Consider the following 16173-nt stretch of genomic DNA (forward strand, 5'->3'; position numbering starts at 1 on the left):
GTGAAGTCACACTATACCCTGCTCGCTCAGATCCCCTAAGCGCCCGTCGGCATTCCTGCTGCAATTATGTCCCGTTTTTGCACCCGATTGCAATTTGTTGTGCAACCGGGTGCAAAAGGTAAAGAGTTTGTGATCGTCCACGCTGTTTTCACTTTTCCCCAGTTGACCAAATTTTATCCATGGCCGACATTCACGGTGGCATTCAGAGACTCATCGCCGTCTTGTCTCCTGCTTTGCACCCGGTTGCAAATACACTGCTTTAACACAACACCTCTCATCTCAACAGGATACCGTAATGAAAAAAACCAGACTGCTGTTGATGTTAGCCTGCTCGCTGTTTGTCGTGACCGCCCAGGCCAAGAGCTACCAGGTCGGCGTGGCGCTGGCCAACTTCGATCTCAACTTCGTCTCCATCCTACGCAGCCAAATGGCGCGTGAACTGGCGGCTCAGCAGCTGCAGGGCCAGTTCGTCGACGCCAAAGGCGATGTCGCCCTGCAGGTGCAGCAGGTGGACGATCTGATTAATCAGGGTGTGGACGCCATTATCCTCAACCCGGTTGATACGCAAGGCGTCCAGCCGATGATAGCGGCTGCCCAACGCGCCGCGATCCCCCTTATATTCGTCAACCGCAAGCCCGAAGTGCCGCTTAGCGGCGCGACGGCCTACGTCGGCTCCGATTCGGCGCTCAGCGGCCGCCTGCAGATGGAGGCTCTGGCGAAAAAAATGAATTACCGCGGCAACGTGGCGATCCTGATGGGTGCCCTATCCAACGAAGAAACCCGCGAACGCACCCGTGCGGTAGAAGCGGTGATCGCCAAACACAAAGACCTGAAAGTGGTAGAGAAACAGACCGCCAAATGGCAGCGCAACGAAGCGGTCGACGTGGTTTCCGGCTGGTTGTTGAACGGCACGCCGATCGATGCGATCGCGGCCAACAACGATGAGATGGCCATCGGCGCGATCATGGCGCTGAAGCAGGCCAAAAAGAATGGCGTGCTGGTTGCCGGTATCGATGGCACGCCCGACGGCCTGCAATTTATCAAAAACGGCGACCTGGCGGTGACCATTTTCCAGGATGCCAAAGCCCAGGCGATCGGCGCGGTGCAGGTGACCCGAGCGATGTTGGATCACGCCAAAACCGAGCCCTATAACTGGATACCCTACGCCACCGTGACGCGAGAAAACTACCCGCAATTCGCGCAGATGAACCAGAAATAAGCCGTTGCCACTCTCTTTTTCAACCCATTTTGCACCCGAGTGCAAAGCCACAGTATCAGGAGTCAACATGTTAAATGGTGAAAGAAGCATCCCTCGCCCGCTGCGTTGGGCGATGATTGGCGGCGGCCGCCTCAGCCAGGTGGGCTACAAGCACCGTTCCGGCGCACTGCGCGACAACACCGCCTATCGGCTGGTTGCCGGCGCCTTTGATATCGACGCGGCGCGCGGACGTGAGTTTGGCGTCAATCTCGGCGTGCCCGCCGAACGCTGCTATGACGGCTATCAACAGCTGCTGGAGCAAGAAGCTAACCGCGAAGATGGTGTTGAGGTGGTGACCATCGCCACCCCCAACGGCACCCACTATGAAATCACGCGCGCCGCGCTGAGTGCCGGCCTGCATGTCATCTGCGAAAAGCCGCTGTTCTTCACCACGGCGGAGGCGAGAGAAATCAAGGCGCTGGCGGCGGAGAAAGGCCTTATCGTCGGCGTAACCTACGGCTTCTCCGGCCATCCGCTGCTGATGCAGATGCGCGCCATGATCGCGAACGGCGACATCGGCGAAATACGCATGGTCGAATTGCAGTACACCCACGGCTTCAATGCCAACGAAAGCGCGGACACGTTCGAAGCGCAAAAGTGGCGTGTCGATCCGAAAATCGCCGGCCCCTCTTTTGTGCTGGGCGACATCTCCACCCACACCTTCTACATCTCGCAGCTGGTGATGCCCGACATGAAGATTGCTTCCCTGCTGTGCGATCGCCAGAGCTTTATTCCTTCCCGCGCCCCGCTGGAAGACAACGCCATGGTGCTCATGCACTACGAAAACGGCGCCGTCGGCCGCATGTGGGCCTCCGCCGTCAATGCGGGCGCAATGGACAGCCAAAGCATCCGCGTGGTGGGTTCGCTCGCCAGCTTGCAGTGGAGCGATTCCACGCCCGGCGAATTGCGCTATGAGATCCAGGGGCGGCCCAACCAAACGCTGCACCACGGTATGCCCTATCTGGACGACAGCGCGCTGGCCGAAGAGCGGCTCGGCGCGCTGCATACCGAAGGCCTGGCCGAATCCTGGGCCAATATTTACCTCAAGTTCGCCATCGCCATCAGCACCAGCCAGCGCGGCGATCGGCAAGCGCTGGCCACGCTGATCTACCCGGATATCGACGCCGGATTGGAAGGCGTGCGCTGGATTGAAAACTGCGTTCGCTCCGCCGACAACGGCGCCACCTGGGTCAATTACCTATAAGGAAAACACCATGAAACTTTCATTCTGTACCGACAGCCTGGGCCATTTGTCCTTCGAGCCGATGCTGGATCGGTTGCTGGAGCTGGGGGTGCGCGGCGTGGAAATGACCACCGGCGGCTGGTCTCCGGCGCCCCATCTGGATACCGACGATCTGCTGGCTAACCCCGCCAAACGCCGGCAGCTGCAGCAGGCGCTGGCCAGCCGCGGCATGGAGATCGCCGCGTTCAACGTCTCCGGCAATCCGCTCGATCCCGGCGAACTGGGGCAACGCCATCAGCGCCAAACCGACAATACGCTGGAGCTGGCCGGGCTGCTGGGAGTGAAAAAGATCGTTATGATGAGCGGCCTGCCCCCGGCCAGCCCGCATGACACCATCCCCAACTGGATCACCTATACCGTCAGCTGGCCACCGACGGTGAAAAACTGTCTGGACTATCAATGGAATGAAGTGGCAATCCCCTATTGGCAGGCGCTGGTCACCCGGGCCAAAGCGTGCGGCGTCGAGCGCTTTGCGCTGGAAAACTTCAGCGCCATGCTGGTGTGGAATCCGGAAACACTGTTCCGGCTGCGCGCGGCCGTTGGCCCGATGGTCGGCCTGAACCTCGATCCCAGCCACCTGATCTGGATGGGCGCAGATCCCATCGCGGTGGCCCGCGCCCTTGGGCCCGCCATTCACCATGTGCACGGCAAAGACGTGCGCCTTGAGCGCGGCGTCGTTGAGGTTAACGGGCTGCTGGAGACCAAACCGATCGACGACGTGGCCGGCCGCGCCTGGAACTATGTCGCCGTCGGCTGCGGCCGGGATCTGCAGTGGTGGAAGGAGTTCTTCTCGGTGGTGCGCATGATGGGCTACAACGACTGGGTGTCGCTGGAAATGGAAGACCTGACCATGTCGGTCGATGCCGGCATCGCCTCTTCCGTTCAGGCGCTGCAGCAGACGATCAGCCAATAACCCCCTGCGCGGCGGCCACGGCCGCTGCGCAGAGTTCATCACGTTACGGGGTTATCGCCAACTTAATCACGCCATCGCGCTTTTCAGAGAACAGGCGGTAAGCCTCGGCAATATTCTCCAGCCGAAAACGATGCGTCACGAACGGCGTGAGATCCAAACCGCCATGCTGAATCACGTTCATCATTCTGCGCATCCGTTCCTTGCCGCCGGGGCACAGAGCCGACCGAATCGTATGATCGCCAAGCCCATAGGCAAACGCCTCTACGGGCACGTGAATATCGTCGCTATAGACGCCAAGGCTCGACAGGGTCCCGCCAGGTTTTAAGACACGCAGCGCCTGATTAAAGGTGGCTTGCGTCCCCAAACACTCGATGCTGGCATCCACGCCGCGCCCTGCCGTAATCTTGAATATTTCATCAATCACATCGGTTTCCTTGTAATTCAACAAGACGTTTGCCCCCATCTTTCCCGCCATCATCAGCTTTTCGGGAGAGCTGCTGATGGCAATAATCAGGCTGGCGCCCCGCAGGCGAGCCCCCGCGGTGGCACATAACCCGATCGGGCCCTGGGCGAAAATGGCTACCATATCGCCAATGTTAATGTTGGCATTTTCTGCCCCTTTGAAACCGGTGGACATCACATCCGGACACATCAGCACCTGTTCATCCGTCAGACCGTCGGGGATGAGCGCCAGATTAGCTTCCGCATCAGGCACCAAGACATATTCAGCCTGAGTGCCGTCGATAACGTTGCCGAAGCGCCAACCCGCCGTGGCTTTATAGCCATGGCAGCGGCATTCGGGTAAATAGGAACCGTCCTGCGCGGGAAAGCCGTCCTGACATGAATAGGAGGTAAAAGAGGGGCAAATAGCCCCAGCCAATGCCCGCTGCCCCTCTTGAAAGCCTCTAACATTGCTTCCCAACTTTTCAATAATGCCGACCGGCTCATGGCCAATGGTCAACCTACGCGGCACCGCATACTCTCCCTTGAGGATATGAATATCCGTGCCGCAGATTGTCGTCGTGGTTATTTTGAGCAAGGCATCGTTGGGGCCAGGGGAAGGAATAGGTTTTTCAATGAGTTCTATTCGGCCCTTTTCGATAAAGGCGGCGGCTTTCATCATGCGCATGGCGGAATATCCTTTGGTTTCTGCCGAAGTGGCTACAGAAAAGAATAATCCAATTGGTCATTTTTTCCGATTTTACCGCCTTGGGAAATAATTAAAAACGCCAGTAATCTTTATCGGTAAATAATATAAAAAATATAATTCTATAAAATAAAATTCAATAAGTTCTGCTTTATCACGCTGCCGAAAAACACGGCCGATTTATATCGACAGACGCTACATCATTTCTCTTTCCAAATACGCTACGCTCAGCGAAAATAGACGTTATCTGATTGATAAGTCATGCAGGGAATGCCATGTCACGACTCACCCTCCTTCCACTGAGCCTGGCACTTGCCGGCTGCGTGCCAATGCAGCCTGATGGCTGTGAAAAAGCCAGTGCGGTGAATGATTGCGTTTATGCCTGGCGTGCAGGCAGCGATGTTCCAACGGCAAAGCAACCGCCTAACCTGGGATGCGACGGACAAGTTTTTTATGAGCGGCCGCACTATTCCGCCTCTGCGAAGGCAGAAAAACGCGAAGGCGAAGTGAGCGCAACGTTTGATGTTGATGATAAGGGTAAAGCCAGAAATATCGTGCTGACGGGCACTCCAGAGTTCTATCGCGACACCAAAAGCGCCATTGCACGCAGCTGCTGGATACCGGGCCGCATTCATGAAACGGCGTTGTTTACTTTTAAACTCTCTGGCGATGCGGACGCCAACCGATAAGCCCAGGAGAGGTTCCCTTGCAGCGATTGACTCAACGGGTGGCGGCGGCATTCTCCGGCGTTACAGCATCCACTCGATAGGCAGCCAACCGGCCACGGTGAGAATAATGCGTTTTACCCAGCCGGCGCCGGGCTCTTGCTGATGCACCTCGGTGTGGCCGTCTTCGAAGGCTTCTTTCCACACCATTTTGCCCTCGGGCGTCAATACCGGGCGGTAGGCGGCGTACTCGAGCGGGCCATCAAACAGTTGGCGAGTGTCGGCCGCCAGCGTCGGGCTGTCGATCAAGAAGCCCATTTCGCAGTTCAGGTGCGCCGAGCGCGGATCGAAATTGAACGAACCGATAAACACCCGCTTATCATCGATGGCGAAGGTTTTCGCGTGCAGCGCCGCGCCGGACAGCCCCAGCGGCTTGAGTTCCTTGCGCCCGGTCGGTTGACCGGCGCGCAGCTTCAGCTCGAACAGTTCGACGCCCGCCTGCAGCAGCTCACGCCGGTATTTGGCGTAGCCGGCATGCACCACCAGCACGTCGGTGGTGTTCATCGCGTTGGTCAGCACGCGTATGGACTTCCCCTGTTTGGCAAGCGATTCAAAGAAGCTCGCCCCTTCCCGCCCAGGCACGAAATAGGCGGAAACCAGATCCAGCTGCCGGCCGACGCCGCCGATGATCTTGCCGAGCTGCGTCACCATCAACCGATCGCGCGACGCCTTGCCCAGCCCTTTCGCCGGATCGTCGGCCACCAGCTCTACCTGGGTGAATTCCGGCTGGACGGCGCCATCGCGAAAGCGCACCGCGCTGGTTTCCAGCTGCACCGCCAATTTGCGGGCCCGTTCGCTGCTTTCGGTCGCGGTGGCCTGCGTCAGGAAGGCAGAAAGATTACCTTTGCCCCGGATAATTTGCTCAACGCCGAACACCGACGCGCTGTTCCAGTAGCGATCGAACACCTCGGCCGTTTCTGCCACTACGCTGCCGACGCTCAGCACGTCGAGATCGAGGAAATAGTTTTCGTCGCCGACCTGGAAATACTCGTCGCCAATGTTGCGGCCGCCGATGATCGCCACGGCGCCGTCGACGATGTAAGACTTGTTATGCATGCGCCGATTCATACGCATAAAGTCAAAGGCGTAGCCGGCCAACTTCGGCGTGCGCACGGTTGATGGGTTGAACAGGCGGATCTCGACGTTTTCCTGGGCGTTCAGCGCCGCCAGGGTCTCGTCCATGGCGACGCCGTTATCGTCCAGCAGCAGCCGCACGCGCACGCCGCGTTGGGCGGCGTCATACAGGGTTTTCAGCAGGATCTGCCCGGAGGTGTCGTTATGCCAGATGTAGTACTGGGCGTCGATCGACCTTTCCGCCATCCGCGCCAACGCCAGGCGGCTGGCGAACGCATCGTGCCCGCTGGCCAGCGGCACCACGCCGCTCAGGCCAGGATTCGCCGCCATCAGTTCGGCGGCCCGCGCCGATAACTGGGCGGCAGGATCCGCCGGCAACGCCGCCTGCGGCAGACGCTGGGAAATATCCGGCAAACGAAAGAGGACTCTTGCCGCAATAATGGCGATCGTCACGGCGAGAATCAGATACACGACAATTTTTATCACGGGAAGCGGCCTCGGAGGTTGACTGCTTTGCTTTATACGTCATTAGGTTGCTTCAATCTATAGGAGAAGCGCGCTATGCCATAAGGCTATAGCGTAAAGCGCGAAGGCGAAACGCCAAACAGTTTTTTGAACGCCACCGAATAGGCGCTGTGGCTCTCGTAACCGCTTTCGAAGGCGGCATGGATGATCGAGTTGCCGGCCAACAGCAGCGGAATGGACGACAGCAGCCGCAGGCGCTGTTTCCACTGGCCGAAGGTGATGCCGGTTTGTTGAGTGAAATGACGCTGGAAGGTTTTCGCGCTGATCGACAGTGAATCGGCCCAGGCCTCAATGCCGCGATCGTCGGCCGGCGTGATGACCAACAGCCGGCAAATCTCGGCCATTCTCGCCTCTGCCGGCCAAGGCAAATGCAGCGCCAGCTGCGGCTGCAGGCTCAGCTCCTCAAGGAACAACGCTCTGAGCAGCATATTGCGTTTGGTCTCCGCCCCTTCGGGCGCCAGCGTCGCCAGCTGAGCGATCAGTTCTCGCAGCAGCGGTGAGACCTGCAATACGCCGTCGCGCAGCGGCAAACGCGCGGCGGTGACTTCATCAACCAAAATCCCGTAAACGCAAATGTTGCTCTGCATGACCAGCTGATGTTCTACCCCCGGCCGCAGCCAGACTGCGGTGGTGGGCGGCACGATCCAGCGCCCGCTGCTCGCCTCGACCGCCATAACGCCCTGCTGCGAATAGAGCAAATGGCTGCGTTTATGCGAGTGGTAAGGAATGACAAAGCCCGCCGGATAGTGTTTCACCAGCCCTGTCACCTCGAACGAGGAGTTTTCGTGGCTGCTGAGGTCGATGCGTTTGGTTTCGGCGTTGTCGACTTCGAATCCCATGGTCGTTTGTCCCTTTTGATAACGCGAATGTCTTTTATTTGATAGAGGCGCCGCATGATCCTCCATATAGTGACGTTCTCGCAAGCCACACCAGGGGCCTTATGCGAAGAAACTCACTATTTACACCAAAATTTCATCGTTCTGCGTAAAACCAAGGCGATGACGTTGCGCATGCGCTGCGCGATGGCGGCTCGTTGCGGGGGCGACGTGGCCGAAAGTGATGGAAAGGGAAAGCGCGGTGGCTTAAATCAGGAGGTAGACGCATCAATCAGCAGGTAGCTCAGCCTGGGGGGCGGCTTAATGCTGCAGGGATAGGGAGAGCGCCTAGGCTCTCCTCTATCCATTCGTGCCATTCGTGTTATCACCTCAACGGGCCAACTCGGCGCCGTCCAGCTCGGAAATCGCCAGACAAATCACTTCAGTAATGGCCTGTACCGTATAGGCAGTATTGGCAGGGATGATTAACATCTCATGGGGTTGCAACGTCTGATCGTCAACCTTCAGTTCACCGCTCAGCACCATCAGTTTCACCCACCCCGGATGAAAACGCGCCGGTTGTCGGCTGCCCGCATCCAACTTCAGCAACGCCGTATGGCCAGGCGTCTCCCGTTTCAAAATATGAAAACGCACCCCATCGTAAGGCATGTTTTCGTAATGCAGTGACGCCAGTGTTCTCTTATGCATGGTAAGTGTCCTCGTGACCTGTGAGTAGCTGCTCCGCCTTCGGTCGCCATAAAAACGATTGGCGGCTGTCCCTACCGAAAGCACAGGCTCGCAGCCTCTTGGCGAACGGATTTAACTGTCGTACTTGCAGCGGCCCGACCGACCGCCGTTTCATGCCCAACCTGCCTCAGGCATGCTACTAAATATATAAGAGCCTCGCCGACGGCGCAAAAAACCGCTGCCAGGTTGAGCGTATATTCATTTCCCGTCGTCAAATCGCTCGGGGCGATAAGCGTGCGGAATGGCAGGATTGACGCCATACAGCAGCTCGTCGCTGACCAGCCGGCCAAGCGTTGGCGCGCACATCACTGCCGGGTGCATCACCGCCACATAGAGCCGGGTAGCGCCCAGTGGCCCGATGATGGGATAACCGTCGCGCGGCCGGGGCCGCATCCCCACCGAACACGCCTGCAGTTGCAAGGGTGCCGTATCCGGCAGGCGGTTTTTAATCGCCGATTGCGCGTCGTTTTCCACCCGTTTAACGTCCCCCTCCGGCGGGTAATCCTCCGCCGCCAGCAGATCGCCGTTTTGCGTATGGCGCACTTCAACGTCATCGCCCGCAATCAGCGTGTTCACTGCCAGCGCCGCCGCACGATAGCGTAACAGAATCGCCGGCGACGCCTCGATCGGCAGCGAGAACCCGCTGCCATCCAGCAGCGCGGAGATTCCCGTGCCGCAGGCGAGCACCACCCGATCGGCGGCAATCGCGCCTTCCTCGGTAACGATGCCGATTATCTGCCCCTCTTCACGCAAAAATCCGGTGACGGTTCGCCCCAGGAGCAACTCCCCGCCCCACGCGCTAACGCACTCGAGCAACCGCTGTGTCACTTCTTGCGGATCGACGGCGCCGTCACGCGCCGCAAAATAGGCTTGGCTATCGGGCTGCCTGAGCCCCGGTTCCAGCGCGTTCACCTCGGCGGAGGGCAAAAGCCGATTGTCGGGGTTTTGCGTCGCCGGCGCCTGGCCATAGCTGAGCGCGCCGGACCAATTCACCCAGAGATCCGGGATCTCCTGCGCCAGGCGCATCCAGTCAGCGACGATCTCGCGCCGCAGAAACGCGTCGGGAGCGCCCTCAGGCACGCCTTCGCTGATCCAGCCAAACGAGCTGCCTGTGGCCCCCGCCGAGGGATGCGCCTGCTCAACGACGACAACGTGCTGCCCCTGGCGCGCGAGATGATAGGCGACCGATGCCCCGACAATCCCGGCGCCCACGATAACCATGCGTGATGATGTTCCATTCATTTAATGATGTCCGTACCTCATTTCAAGTGCTGCCGCCAAAGCAGGCAGGCCGCCAAACAGGCTACTCCACCGCCGCAGGCCAATACGGCATAAGACGTGCCCCAGCTCTGGGTGGTATCCATCACGACGCCAAAGGATAAAGGGGCGAACGAACCGATGCCGAACCCCAGCAGCGATCGCCAGCCCATCACGCTACCGAGCTGTTGCGGCGGCACGTTGTCCGCCATCGCGGCCGACAGCACGCCGGAGTCGCCGAGGATGAAGAAACTGCCGATGCTGACGGCCAGCAGCGTCCAGCCCGGCCCCCAGTTCGCCGACCACCCCATCAGCAGCGATCCCAACGCGCCGGCGGCGCCCATAAACATCAGCACCGATGCACGGTTAAAATAGTCGGAAACGGTGCCGACAATCAGCGTGGCAACCATGCCGGCCAGGTGGATCACCGCCGCGACGATCAATCCGGCGCTGAGCGGATCCAGAGAGAAACCGCTCAACGCCTCGCTGACCAGGCTGGGCGCCCATGCCCAGTTACCGAGCAGTTCCCAGCTGTGGGCGATATACCCGACCAGCAACAGCAGGGTCGCATAGGTGATAGCATAGCTTTCACGTTTCGTCTGCCTCCCCAGCGTACGCGGCTGCGGTTCCCGATAACCGACCAGGGCCAACGAACCCGCCAGCGCCCCCAGCAACGCGCCGGCGGCACACAGGAAAAACGCCACGCCGGCGTCCCAACGCATGGCGCTCCAACCGGCGATGAAAACCGACAGAAAATACCCCAACGAACTGGCCGCTAGCATCATGCCAATGGCGTAACCGCGCCGGGCCGGGCCGTTCATCCCCATCGCCAGCAGCAGCGCCGGCGTATAGGCGCCGCCCTGCGTCAGGCCGACGAAGGCCATCAACACCAGCGCGCCGGCATAAGAATGGGCAAACACGGCGAACAGCATCAGCGCAGCGGCGCCCAGCCAGGAAAACAGCAGGTAAACCCGGCGCGCCCCCAGTGAATCACACCACCAGGAGGCCACCAGCAGCGCCAAGGCGTTGGTCAGGCTGAACACCGTCTGCACCGTACCGGCGGAGGCGGCGTCGAGCTGCCACTCGCTTCTGATGGTCGGCAGTGCACCGGCGAACATCATGGTGCCCAGGCAGAGGCCGGCCCGGCTCACGCAAAGCAGAAAGAAAGCTCGCATCTCAGCGCCGTCTCCCTGCCCATCGAAGGGTGAGGATAATTCGACTAACACGAACGACAGACGGGGAAAATCGCTGCATGACACACTCGGCAAACCGGGAAAGATGCGTGATAATAGTGAGAAAAATCAACGGCTGACAAACGATCTTTCCTCGCTCATTTGGTTGAGCTAGACTCAACCAATGAAAAAAATTCACTCCCTGCCGCACCTGTCCGCTTTCGAAGCCGCCGCCCGCCTTGGCAGCTTCAGCGCCGCTGCGGATGAGCTGTTTCTCACCACCGGCGCGGTCAGCCGCCACATTCGCAGCCTGGAAGAACAGCTGGGGATCACACTGTTTTATCGCGGACACAAGTCCGTGCGGCTGACGCAGGCCGGCGAGAATTTTTCCCGCACCGCGTCCCGGGTGATAAGCGAACTGTATGCCGCGGAAAGTGCACTGAAAGCGAGCGCCGGCCGGCAGCGGTTGGTGGTGCACAGCCTGCCGACGTTCACCATGCACTGGCTGATGCCGAAGCTGGCGGCGTTCAATGAGATTCATCCGGAGGTCGCGATTGATATCACCACCAGCACAGGGGCCGTCGATCGCAATACGCCGTTTGATCTGGCGATCCGGCGCGATCCTGCGCACTTCTCCGGGCTGAAAGCGATCCCTTTTCTGCAGGAAGAGAGCCTTTTGGTCTGCAGCCAGAGCTACTTGCGCGCCATGCCGGTCAGTGCGCCCGGCACGCTGGCCGGGCATACCGCCATCCGTATCCGCGCCCGTGAGGATTTATGGCACAGCTGGCTGAATACCTACCCGACGGCGTTGGACGCCTCGCCGGCGCCGCTCACGCTCGACCATACCTTCGCCGCCATTCAGGCGGCCGAGGACGGCCTGGGGCTGGCCGTCGTGCCTTACCTGTTCTGCGCCAAGCATCTGTCGTCCGGTCGACTGGTGTCGCCTTTCCCGGCGTTGACTATCCGAACCGGCGTTTATTCCCTGCTGCTGCGCGATCGGGACGATGAGGTCGTGAGAAAATTCGCCGCCTGGCTGCAGGCGTTTCAGGCGTAAGCGCCGGTTCGGGAACGCGTCAGCCCTCCCGGACATGCGCGAGCGTTTCGTGCGTCCACTCGGTAAACCAGGCAAAAACGTGGTCGACATGAGCGATGCAACGTCGCCTGATGCCATCCGTCAATGGGATCGCCGCCAGTTCCGCATGATCCTGCAGCTGGGCATGCCCGCTCTCCAGCGCCAGATGAAACTCGCCGCAGTAGCGCAGTTCGACGCCGGTCGCCTGATGAATGCGCGTGGCCAGCGGCGCCGTCAGCCCAAACAGCACGTTACCGGTAGCTTCGATGGCCTCGATCACCACGATCCGCTCCAGACCACCGAGACCGCTTACCCGCGCGCACAGCCGATAGGTCAATAACCGATTCGCCTGAGTGCTGTCGCTCCACAGCGTTTCCAGATGCGCCACCGTGTCGACGCAGCGGTTGTAACCGAGTTTGTCCAAATCCTCGAGATACCACGGCCAATGGTGATCATCTTCATGGGTATGCGCATTGACTTTCCGTTGGTAAATATCGGCCGCCGGCGTTTCATTGCGCAGCATCAGCTTATTCACATCGGCGAAAGCCATAATAAAAAACGCGATATGGGGCAGAAACGCCAGCCGCTCCTGAGGCGTGCGATTTTCATCACGCAGGAACTCAAACAGCGGAAGCTGGGCGTAACGTGCTTTATTGACCAAAATATGCTGCAGGACGGTTTTCATAAAAACCCCCTTGATATTGAAGTGATTTGATAGATTGCGTATCAGGCTGAACGGCTTGCGAGCCAAAAAGAAACGTTGGAGAAGTCTCCTGCAGTATAGCTGCTTTCGTTTTATTCACACTGAAGGATAAATAAGGCATTTAATATGAGTTAAATAATCATGCCGTTGATTATTTAACTCAGCTTCAAACTCCTTAACGCTTATTTCGAGGCAAAAAAAACATCGCGCTCACGGTATTCTCAGCCGTGAAGCGCCAGGCCTTTTATCGCCTTATCCACCGCTTTTTTCGGTCCGCGCAGCGCCAGACCGACCAAATCCAGATTGTCCGCGTCTTCAGCGAGAAAAACCTGCCGATTGGCTTCATCGTGCCCGGTCGAGAACATGGCGTGCACATAGGGGATCAACGTCAATTCCCGCTCCAACCCTTTGCGATGCACATTTTGCAGGCCCGGCAAATCTGCGGCGAAAATCAGCATCGGCTGCCCGGAAATACCGCCGTAGCGTCTGCCCTGCGCATCCACGTAACACTCGCCGATGATTTCCGGGGCGGCGGCGGCGATGCCCGTCGCCAGAAAGGCCACCACGTTCAGCCGCTGCCAGGTCTGCAGATCGTCGCGTACGATAAACGCTATCTTGGTATCAAACATCTTTCGCTCTACTCCGTAGTGCTGTTAAAAGCACATCATCGGAAATGGCAAATCAGCGGTATAGAACGTTTGTGCACTGGCGTTGATAGGCCGCCGGTGATAAACGGTAGGCACGCTGGAACCAGCGACCCAAATGGCTCTGATCGGCAAAGCCCACCTGCATGGCGACCTGCGCCGGTTCTTGCCCCTGCGCCAACAACAAGCGTGCGGCCCGCAGCCTCAACCGAACCAAATACGCATGCGGCGACTGGCCAAAAGCCCGAGTGAATTGGCGAGTCAGGCGGAAACGGTCCAGACCACACTGAAGCGCCAGGTCATCCAGACTGGGGTTATCCGCCATATGTGCATGCAGATAGTCCCGTAAGCGGTTCATCTCAACCAAAGCGTCGTCGTGTTGGGAATCCGGCCTGGCACGGATGTGCCGTGACAATAGCGTCAGCAGATGGTCCAGGCTTTGATCGCGCGCCAGTCGCCCCTCTCTATGATGCAACGAGAAAAAGGCCTGCTGTATCGCGGCCGCCAGCATAGGATCGTCGGTCAACGTGCTGTGGAAGGCACCTTCCAGCACGGAGGCGTCCCCCATTCCACGGCGGTGCATAGCGGCGGATACCCAATGCTGGGGCAAATAGAGCATCGCATAGGTAAATCCCTCGGCCTGCGGCGCATGGCCATCATGCACCGCCCCCGGTTCGATCAGCATGGCGCGTCCCGGCCGGCTGGTATGCAATGAGCGGTGGCAGTTGAAACGCTGTAAACCCTGCTGCGTGACACCCACCAGCATTTCATCATGATCGTGAGGATCGTAGGCATGCCCCTGAAAGTGGGCATTGACGCTCTCAATACCGGTTTCCTCATCGCGTCGCAGTTCAAGCCAATCTTTATGTTGATGATTTGACGCCATGCAATAAATCCGGAGTTCTGCTCATAGGAAAAGAAAAACAGCTTACCCTGAGACCGCCACCGTTGCACGCTCACAGCTCGCAGATGGCATAAGTGCCCTTTCCGGCCGATTTCGCCTGATACATCGCGCCGTCGGCGCGGGTCAGCAGCATCTCCTCCGTCACATCGCCGCGTGGGGAAATGGCCGCGCCGATGCTGGCGGAAAGCCGTACCTTCTGCGGCCCGATCTGCGTAATTTTGGCCAGATGCGCCAACACGTTTTCGCAAAACTCGCTGACTTCGCGCCGCGGATCCGTCAACGGCCACAGGATCACCGTGAACTCGTCACCGGCCAGACGCGAGACGCTGTGGCGCTCGCCGGCGCAGGTGCTGAGCAATGTGGCGAACGTCTTCAGGATCGCGTCGCCGAAGTCATGGCCATAGCTGTCGTTAAGGGTTTTGAACCCGTCGAGATCGATAAACAGCAGCGCCATCTGCCGCTGATGGCAACAGGCCTGCAGCGTGCCCGACAACCGGCGTAGAAACGCGCGGCGATTGGTCAATCCGGTCAACATGTCGTGGGTTGCGTCATATTCCAGCCGCTGCTGCAGCCGCTTCAGTTCGGTGATGTCCATGGCGAGAATGTAGAAGCCCTGCGCTTCGCACGGCACCAGCGTGGTGTGGATCATCAGCAGCCCTTGCCGGGTCTGCAGCTCATTCTCAAAACTCACCATTTCGCCCGCGAGGGCCCGCTCGATCATCGGTTTTGCTATTCGATAAACGCTTTCCCCCATGAAATCGCGCACCGTCATCCCCCTGAGGCTAGACTCCTCCAGACCGAACCAGGTTTTGTAGGCGCTGTTAGCGAACAGGTAGCGTTCATTACCGTCGATCTGGCTGATTAAGGCCGGCATATTGTCAGTAATGGCGCGCAGACGCTCCTTCTCCGCACTGAGCTGATATTCTGCGAGCACCCGGGTCTCAATCTCTTCGTTGAGCTTTTTAACCACCACGTTCAGCTCCTGCGTGCGGATTTCGACGCGTTGTTCCAGCTCGTGTTGCAGAGCGAACAGATCGGCCTCCGCCGCTTTGCGCTCGCTGATATCGACGATAACCGAGATGAAATGGTCCGGCTTGCCGTTCGGCAAACGATTGAGCGCCACCGTCAGCTGTACCCAAACGATCGAGCCGTCGGCGCGGAAATAGCGTTTTTCCATCGAATAGGTACTGATTTCATTTTTCAGCAGCTGCTGCAGCTTTTCCAGATCGGTGTTGAGATCGAGCGGATAGGTGATGTCCTGGAAGGTGCGATCCATCAGCTCACGCTCGGAATACTGAAGCATTTCGCAGATGCGCGGATTCACCCGCAGCCAATATCCTTGCAGCGAGACCAGCGCCATACCTACCGCCGCCTGGGAGAAGGTTTGTTCGAACAGCGCCTCCGTACGCTGCAGGTCGGATTTCAGGTTTTCGGTATAGACGAGGCGTTCAATGCTCTGCAGATATTCCTCCACCACGGCGGCGAAATCGTGCAGATCGGCCAGTTGAGCAGGAGAAAACGGCTGCGGGTGGCTGTCGATAATGCACAGCGTGCCTAGCGGCAAGCCATCGAGCGACAGCAGCGGCTGCCCGACGTAAAAACCGATCCTCGGCCCGCCGATCACCAGCGGATTATCGAAAAAGCGCGGATCCTTGGCGGTATCGGGCACCACCAGCGCTTCGCGTTGCAAGATGGCATGGCCGCAAAACGAGATATTGCGCGGCGTTTCTCGGGCATCCAGACCGTAGCGCGATAGAAACCATTGGCGATCCCGGTCGATCAGCGACACCAGCGCAATGGTCACGCCGAAGTATTTCGCCGCCAACCGCGTGATGCGATCCAGTTTTTCCACCGAGTTCGAATCCAGCACGTTCAGTGAGTTCAATACCGACAGGCGTTCGGCTTCGTTTTCGGGGAAGCAGGGTTCGAGCATGTTGTCTCCCATTGTGTCACCCACGGACCCGGCATAGCCGG

At 58.8% G+C, this 16173-nt stretch carries 15 protein-coding genes; 5 read left to right on the plus strand and 10 right to left on the minus strand.

Annotation, left to right across the window (positions count from 1 at the left end; all coding sequences use genetic code 11):
* Positions 1 to 295: 295 nt before the first annotated feature.
* The 3 genes from ACUXAC_RS07215 to ACUXAC_RS07225 all read left to right on the plus strand — a co-directional run bounded on the left by ACUXAC_RS07215 (position 296) and on the right by ACUXAC_RS07225 (position 3414).
* Complete coding sequence (locus ACUXAC_RS07215; protein WP_387441130.1) at positions 296 to 1219, plus strand: substrate-binding domain-containing protein; 924 nt, start codon at positions 296 to 298, stop codon at positions 1217 to 1219.
* Between the two features lie 67 nt (positions 1220 to 1286).
* Entirely contained in the window at positions 1287 to 2462 is a 1176-nt protein-coding gene (locus ACUXAC_RS07220; RefSeq protein ID WP_387441128.1) for a Gfo/Idh/MocA family protein, read from the plus strand.
* Between the two features lie 10 nt (positions 2463 to 2472).
* Positions 2473 to 3414: a sugar phosphate isomerase/epimerase family protein gene (locus ACUXAC_RS07225; protein ID WP_387441127.1), complete on the plus strand. Its 942-nt coding sequence runs from the start codon at positions 2473 to 2475 to the stop codon at positions 3412 to 3414.
* Positions 3415 to 3457: 43 nt separating this feature from the next.
* Here the strand turns inward: ACUXAC_RS07225 and ACUXAC_RS07230 are convergent, their stop codons facing one another.
* The gene (locus ACUXAC_RS07230) at positions 3458 to 4543 is read right to left on the minus strand and encodes an NAD(P)-dependent alcohol dehydrogenase (RefSeq protein WP_454266576.1); all 1086 of its coding nucleotides are present in this window, start codon (positions 4541 to 4543) and stop codon (positions 3458 to 3460) included.
* A gap of 293 nt (positions 4544 to 4836) precedes the next feature.
* On the opposite strand from ACUXAC_RS07230, the gene ACUXAC_RS07235 reads away from it, so the two are divergent.
* On the plus strand, positions 4837 to 5250 hold the full coding sequence (locus ACUXAC_RS07235; protein ID WP_342121324.1) for an energy transducer TonB: 414 nt from the start codon (positions 4837 to 4839) through the stop codon (positions 5248 to 5250).
* A 60-nt stretch (positions 5251 to 5310) separates the two neighbouring features.
* On the opposite strand, the gene ACUXAC_RS07240 is transcribed toward ACUXAC_RS07235, so the two are convergent.
* From ACUXAC_RS07240 to ACUXAC_RS07260, 5 genes are all read right to left on the minus strand, one after another.
* Positions 5311 to 6846, minus strand: coding sequence for a phospholipase D family protein (locus ACUXAC_RS07240; RefSeq protein ID WP_197769614.1), 1536 nt, complete (start codon positions 6844 to 6846; stop codon positions 5311 to 5313).
* Between the two features lie 86 nt (positions 6847 to 6932).
* Entirely contained in the window at positions 6933 to 7724 is a 792-nt protein-coding gene (locus ACUXAC_RS07245) for an AraC family transcriptional regulator (protein WP_142109895.1), read from the minus strand.
* 366 nt (positions 7725 to 8090) lie between these two features.
* Positions 8091 to 8408, minus strand: a complete 318-nt coding sequence (locus tag ACUXAC_RS07250) for a cupin domain-containing protein (protein WP_038871643.1) — start codon at positions 8406 to 8408, stop codon at positions 8091 to 8093.
* Positions 8409 to 8645: 237 nt separating this feature from the next.
* Positions 8646 to 9689, minus strand: a complete 1044-nt coding sequence (locus ACUXAC_RS07255) for an NAD(P)/FAD-dependent oxidoreductase (RefSeq protein ID WP_100395793.1) — start codon at positions 9687 to 9689, stop codon at positions 8646 to 8648.
* A 17-nt stretch (positions 9690 to 9706) separates the two neighbouring features.
* Positions 9707 to 10879, minus strand: a complete 1173-nt coding sequence (locus tag ACUXAC_RS07260; protein WP_236553317.1) for an MFS transporter — start codon at positions 10877 to 10879, stop codon at positions 9707 to 9709.
* Between the two features lie 181 nt (positions 10880 to 11060).
* Between ACUXAC_RS07260 and ACUXAC_RS07265 the strand changes: the two genes are divergently transcribed.
* Positions 11061 to 11930 (plus strand): LysR substrate-binding domain-containing protein, encoded by an 870-nt coding sequence (locus tag ACUXAC_RS07265; protein ID WP_100395794.1) that lies wholly within the window; start codon positions 11061 to 11063, stop codon positions 11928 to 11930.
* Between the two features lie 19 nt (positions 11931 to 11949).
* On the opposite strand, the gene ACUXAC_RS07270 is transcribed toward ACUXAC_RS07265, so the two are convergent.
* From ACUXAC_RS07270 to ACUXAC_RS07285, 4 genes are all read right to left on the minus strand, one after another.
* Complete coding sequence (locus ACUXAC_RS07270; RefSeq protein ID WP_087762876.1) at positions 11950 to 12633, minus strand: hypothetical protein; 684 nt, start codon at positions 12631 to 12633, stop codon at positions 11950 to 11952.
* A gap of 239 nt (positions 12634 to 12872) precedes the next feature.
* Positions 12873 to 13280, minus strand: coding sequence for a DUF2000 domain-containing protein (locus tag ACUXAC_RS07275; protein ID WP_019455349.1), 408 nt, complete (start codon positions 13278 to 13280; stop codon positions 12873 to 12875).
* 52 nt (positions 13281 to 13332) lie between these two features.
* Positions 13333 to 14181, minus strand: a complete 849-nt coding sequence (locus tag ACUXAC_RS07280) for an AraC family transcriptional regulator (RefSeq protein WP_060439948.1) — start codon at positions 14179 to 14181, stop codon at positions 13333 to 13335.
* Between the two features lie 70 nt (positions 14182 to 14251).
* Entirely contained in the window at positions 14252 to 16132 is a 1881-nt protein-coding gene (locus tag ACUXAC_RS07285; RefSeq protein ID WP_084827804.1) for a diguanylate cyclase domain-containing protein, read from the minus strand.
* Positions 16133 to 16173: the final 41 nt, after the last annotated feature.

It is taken from the genome of Serratia sp. 121840015-1 (assembly GCF_053627655.1).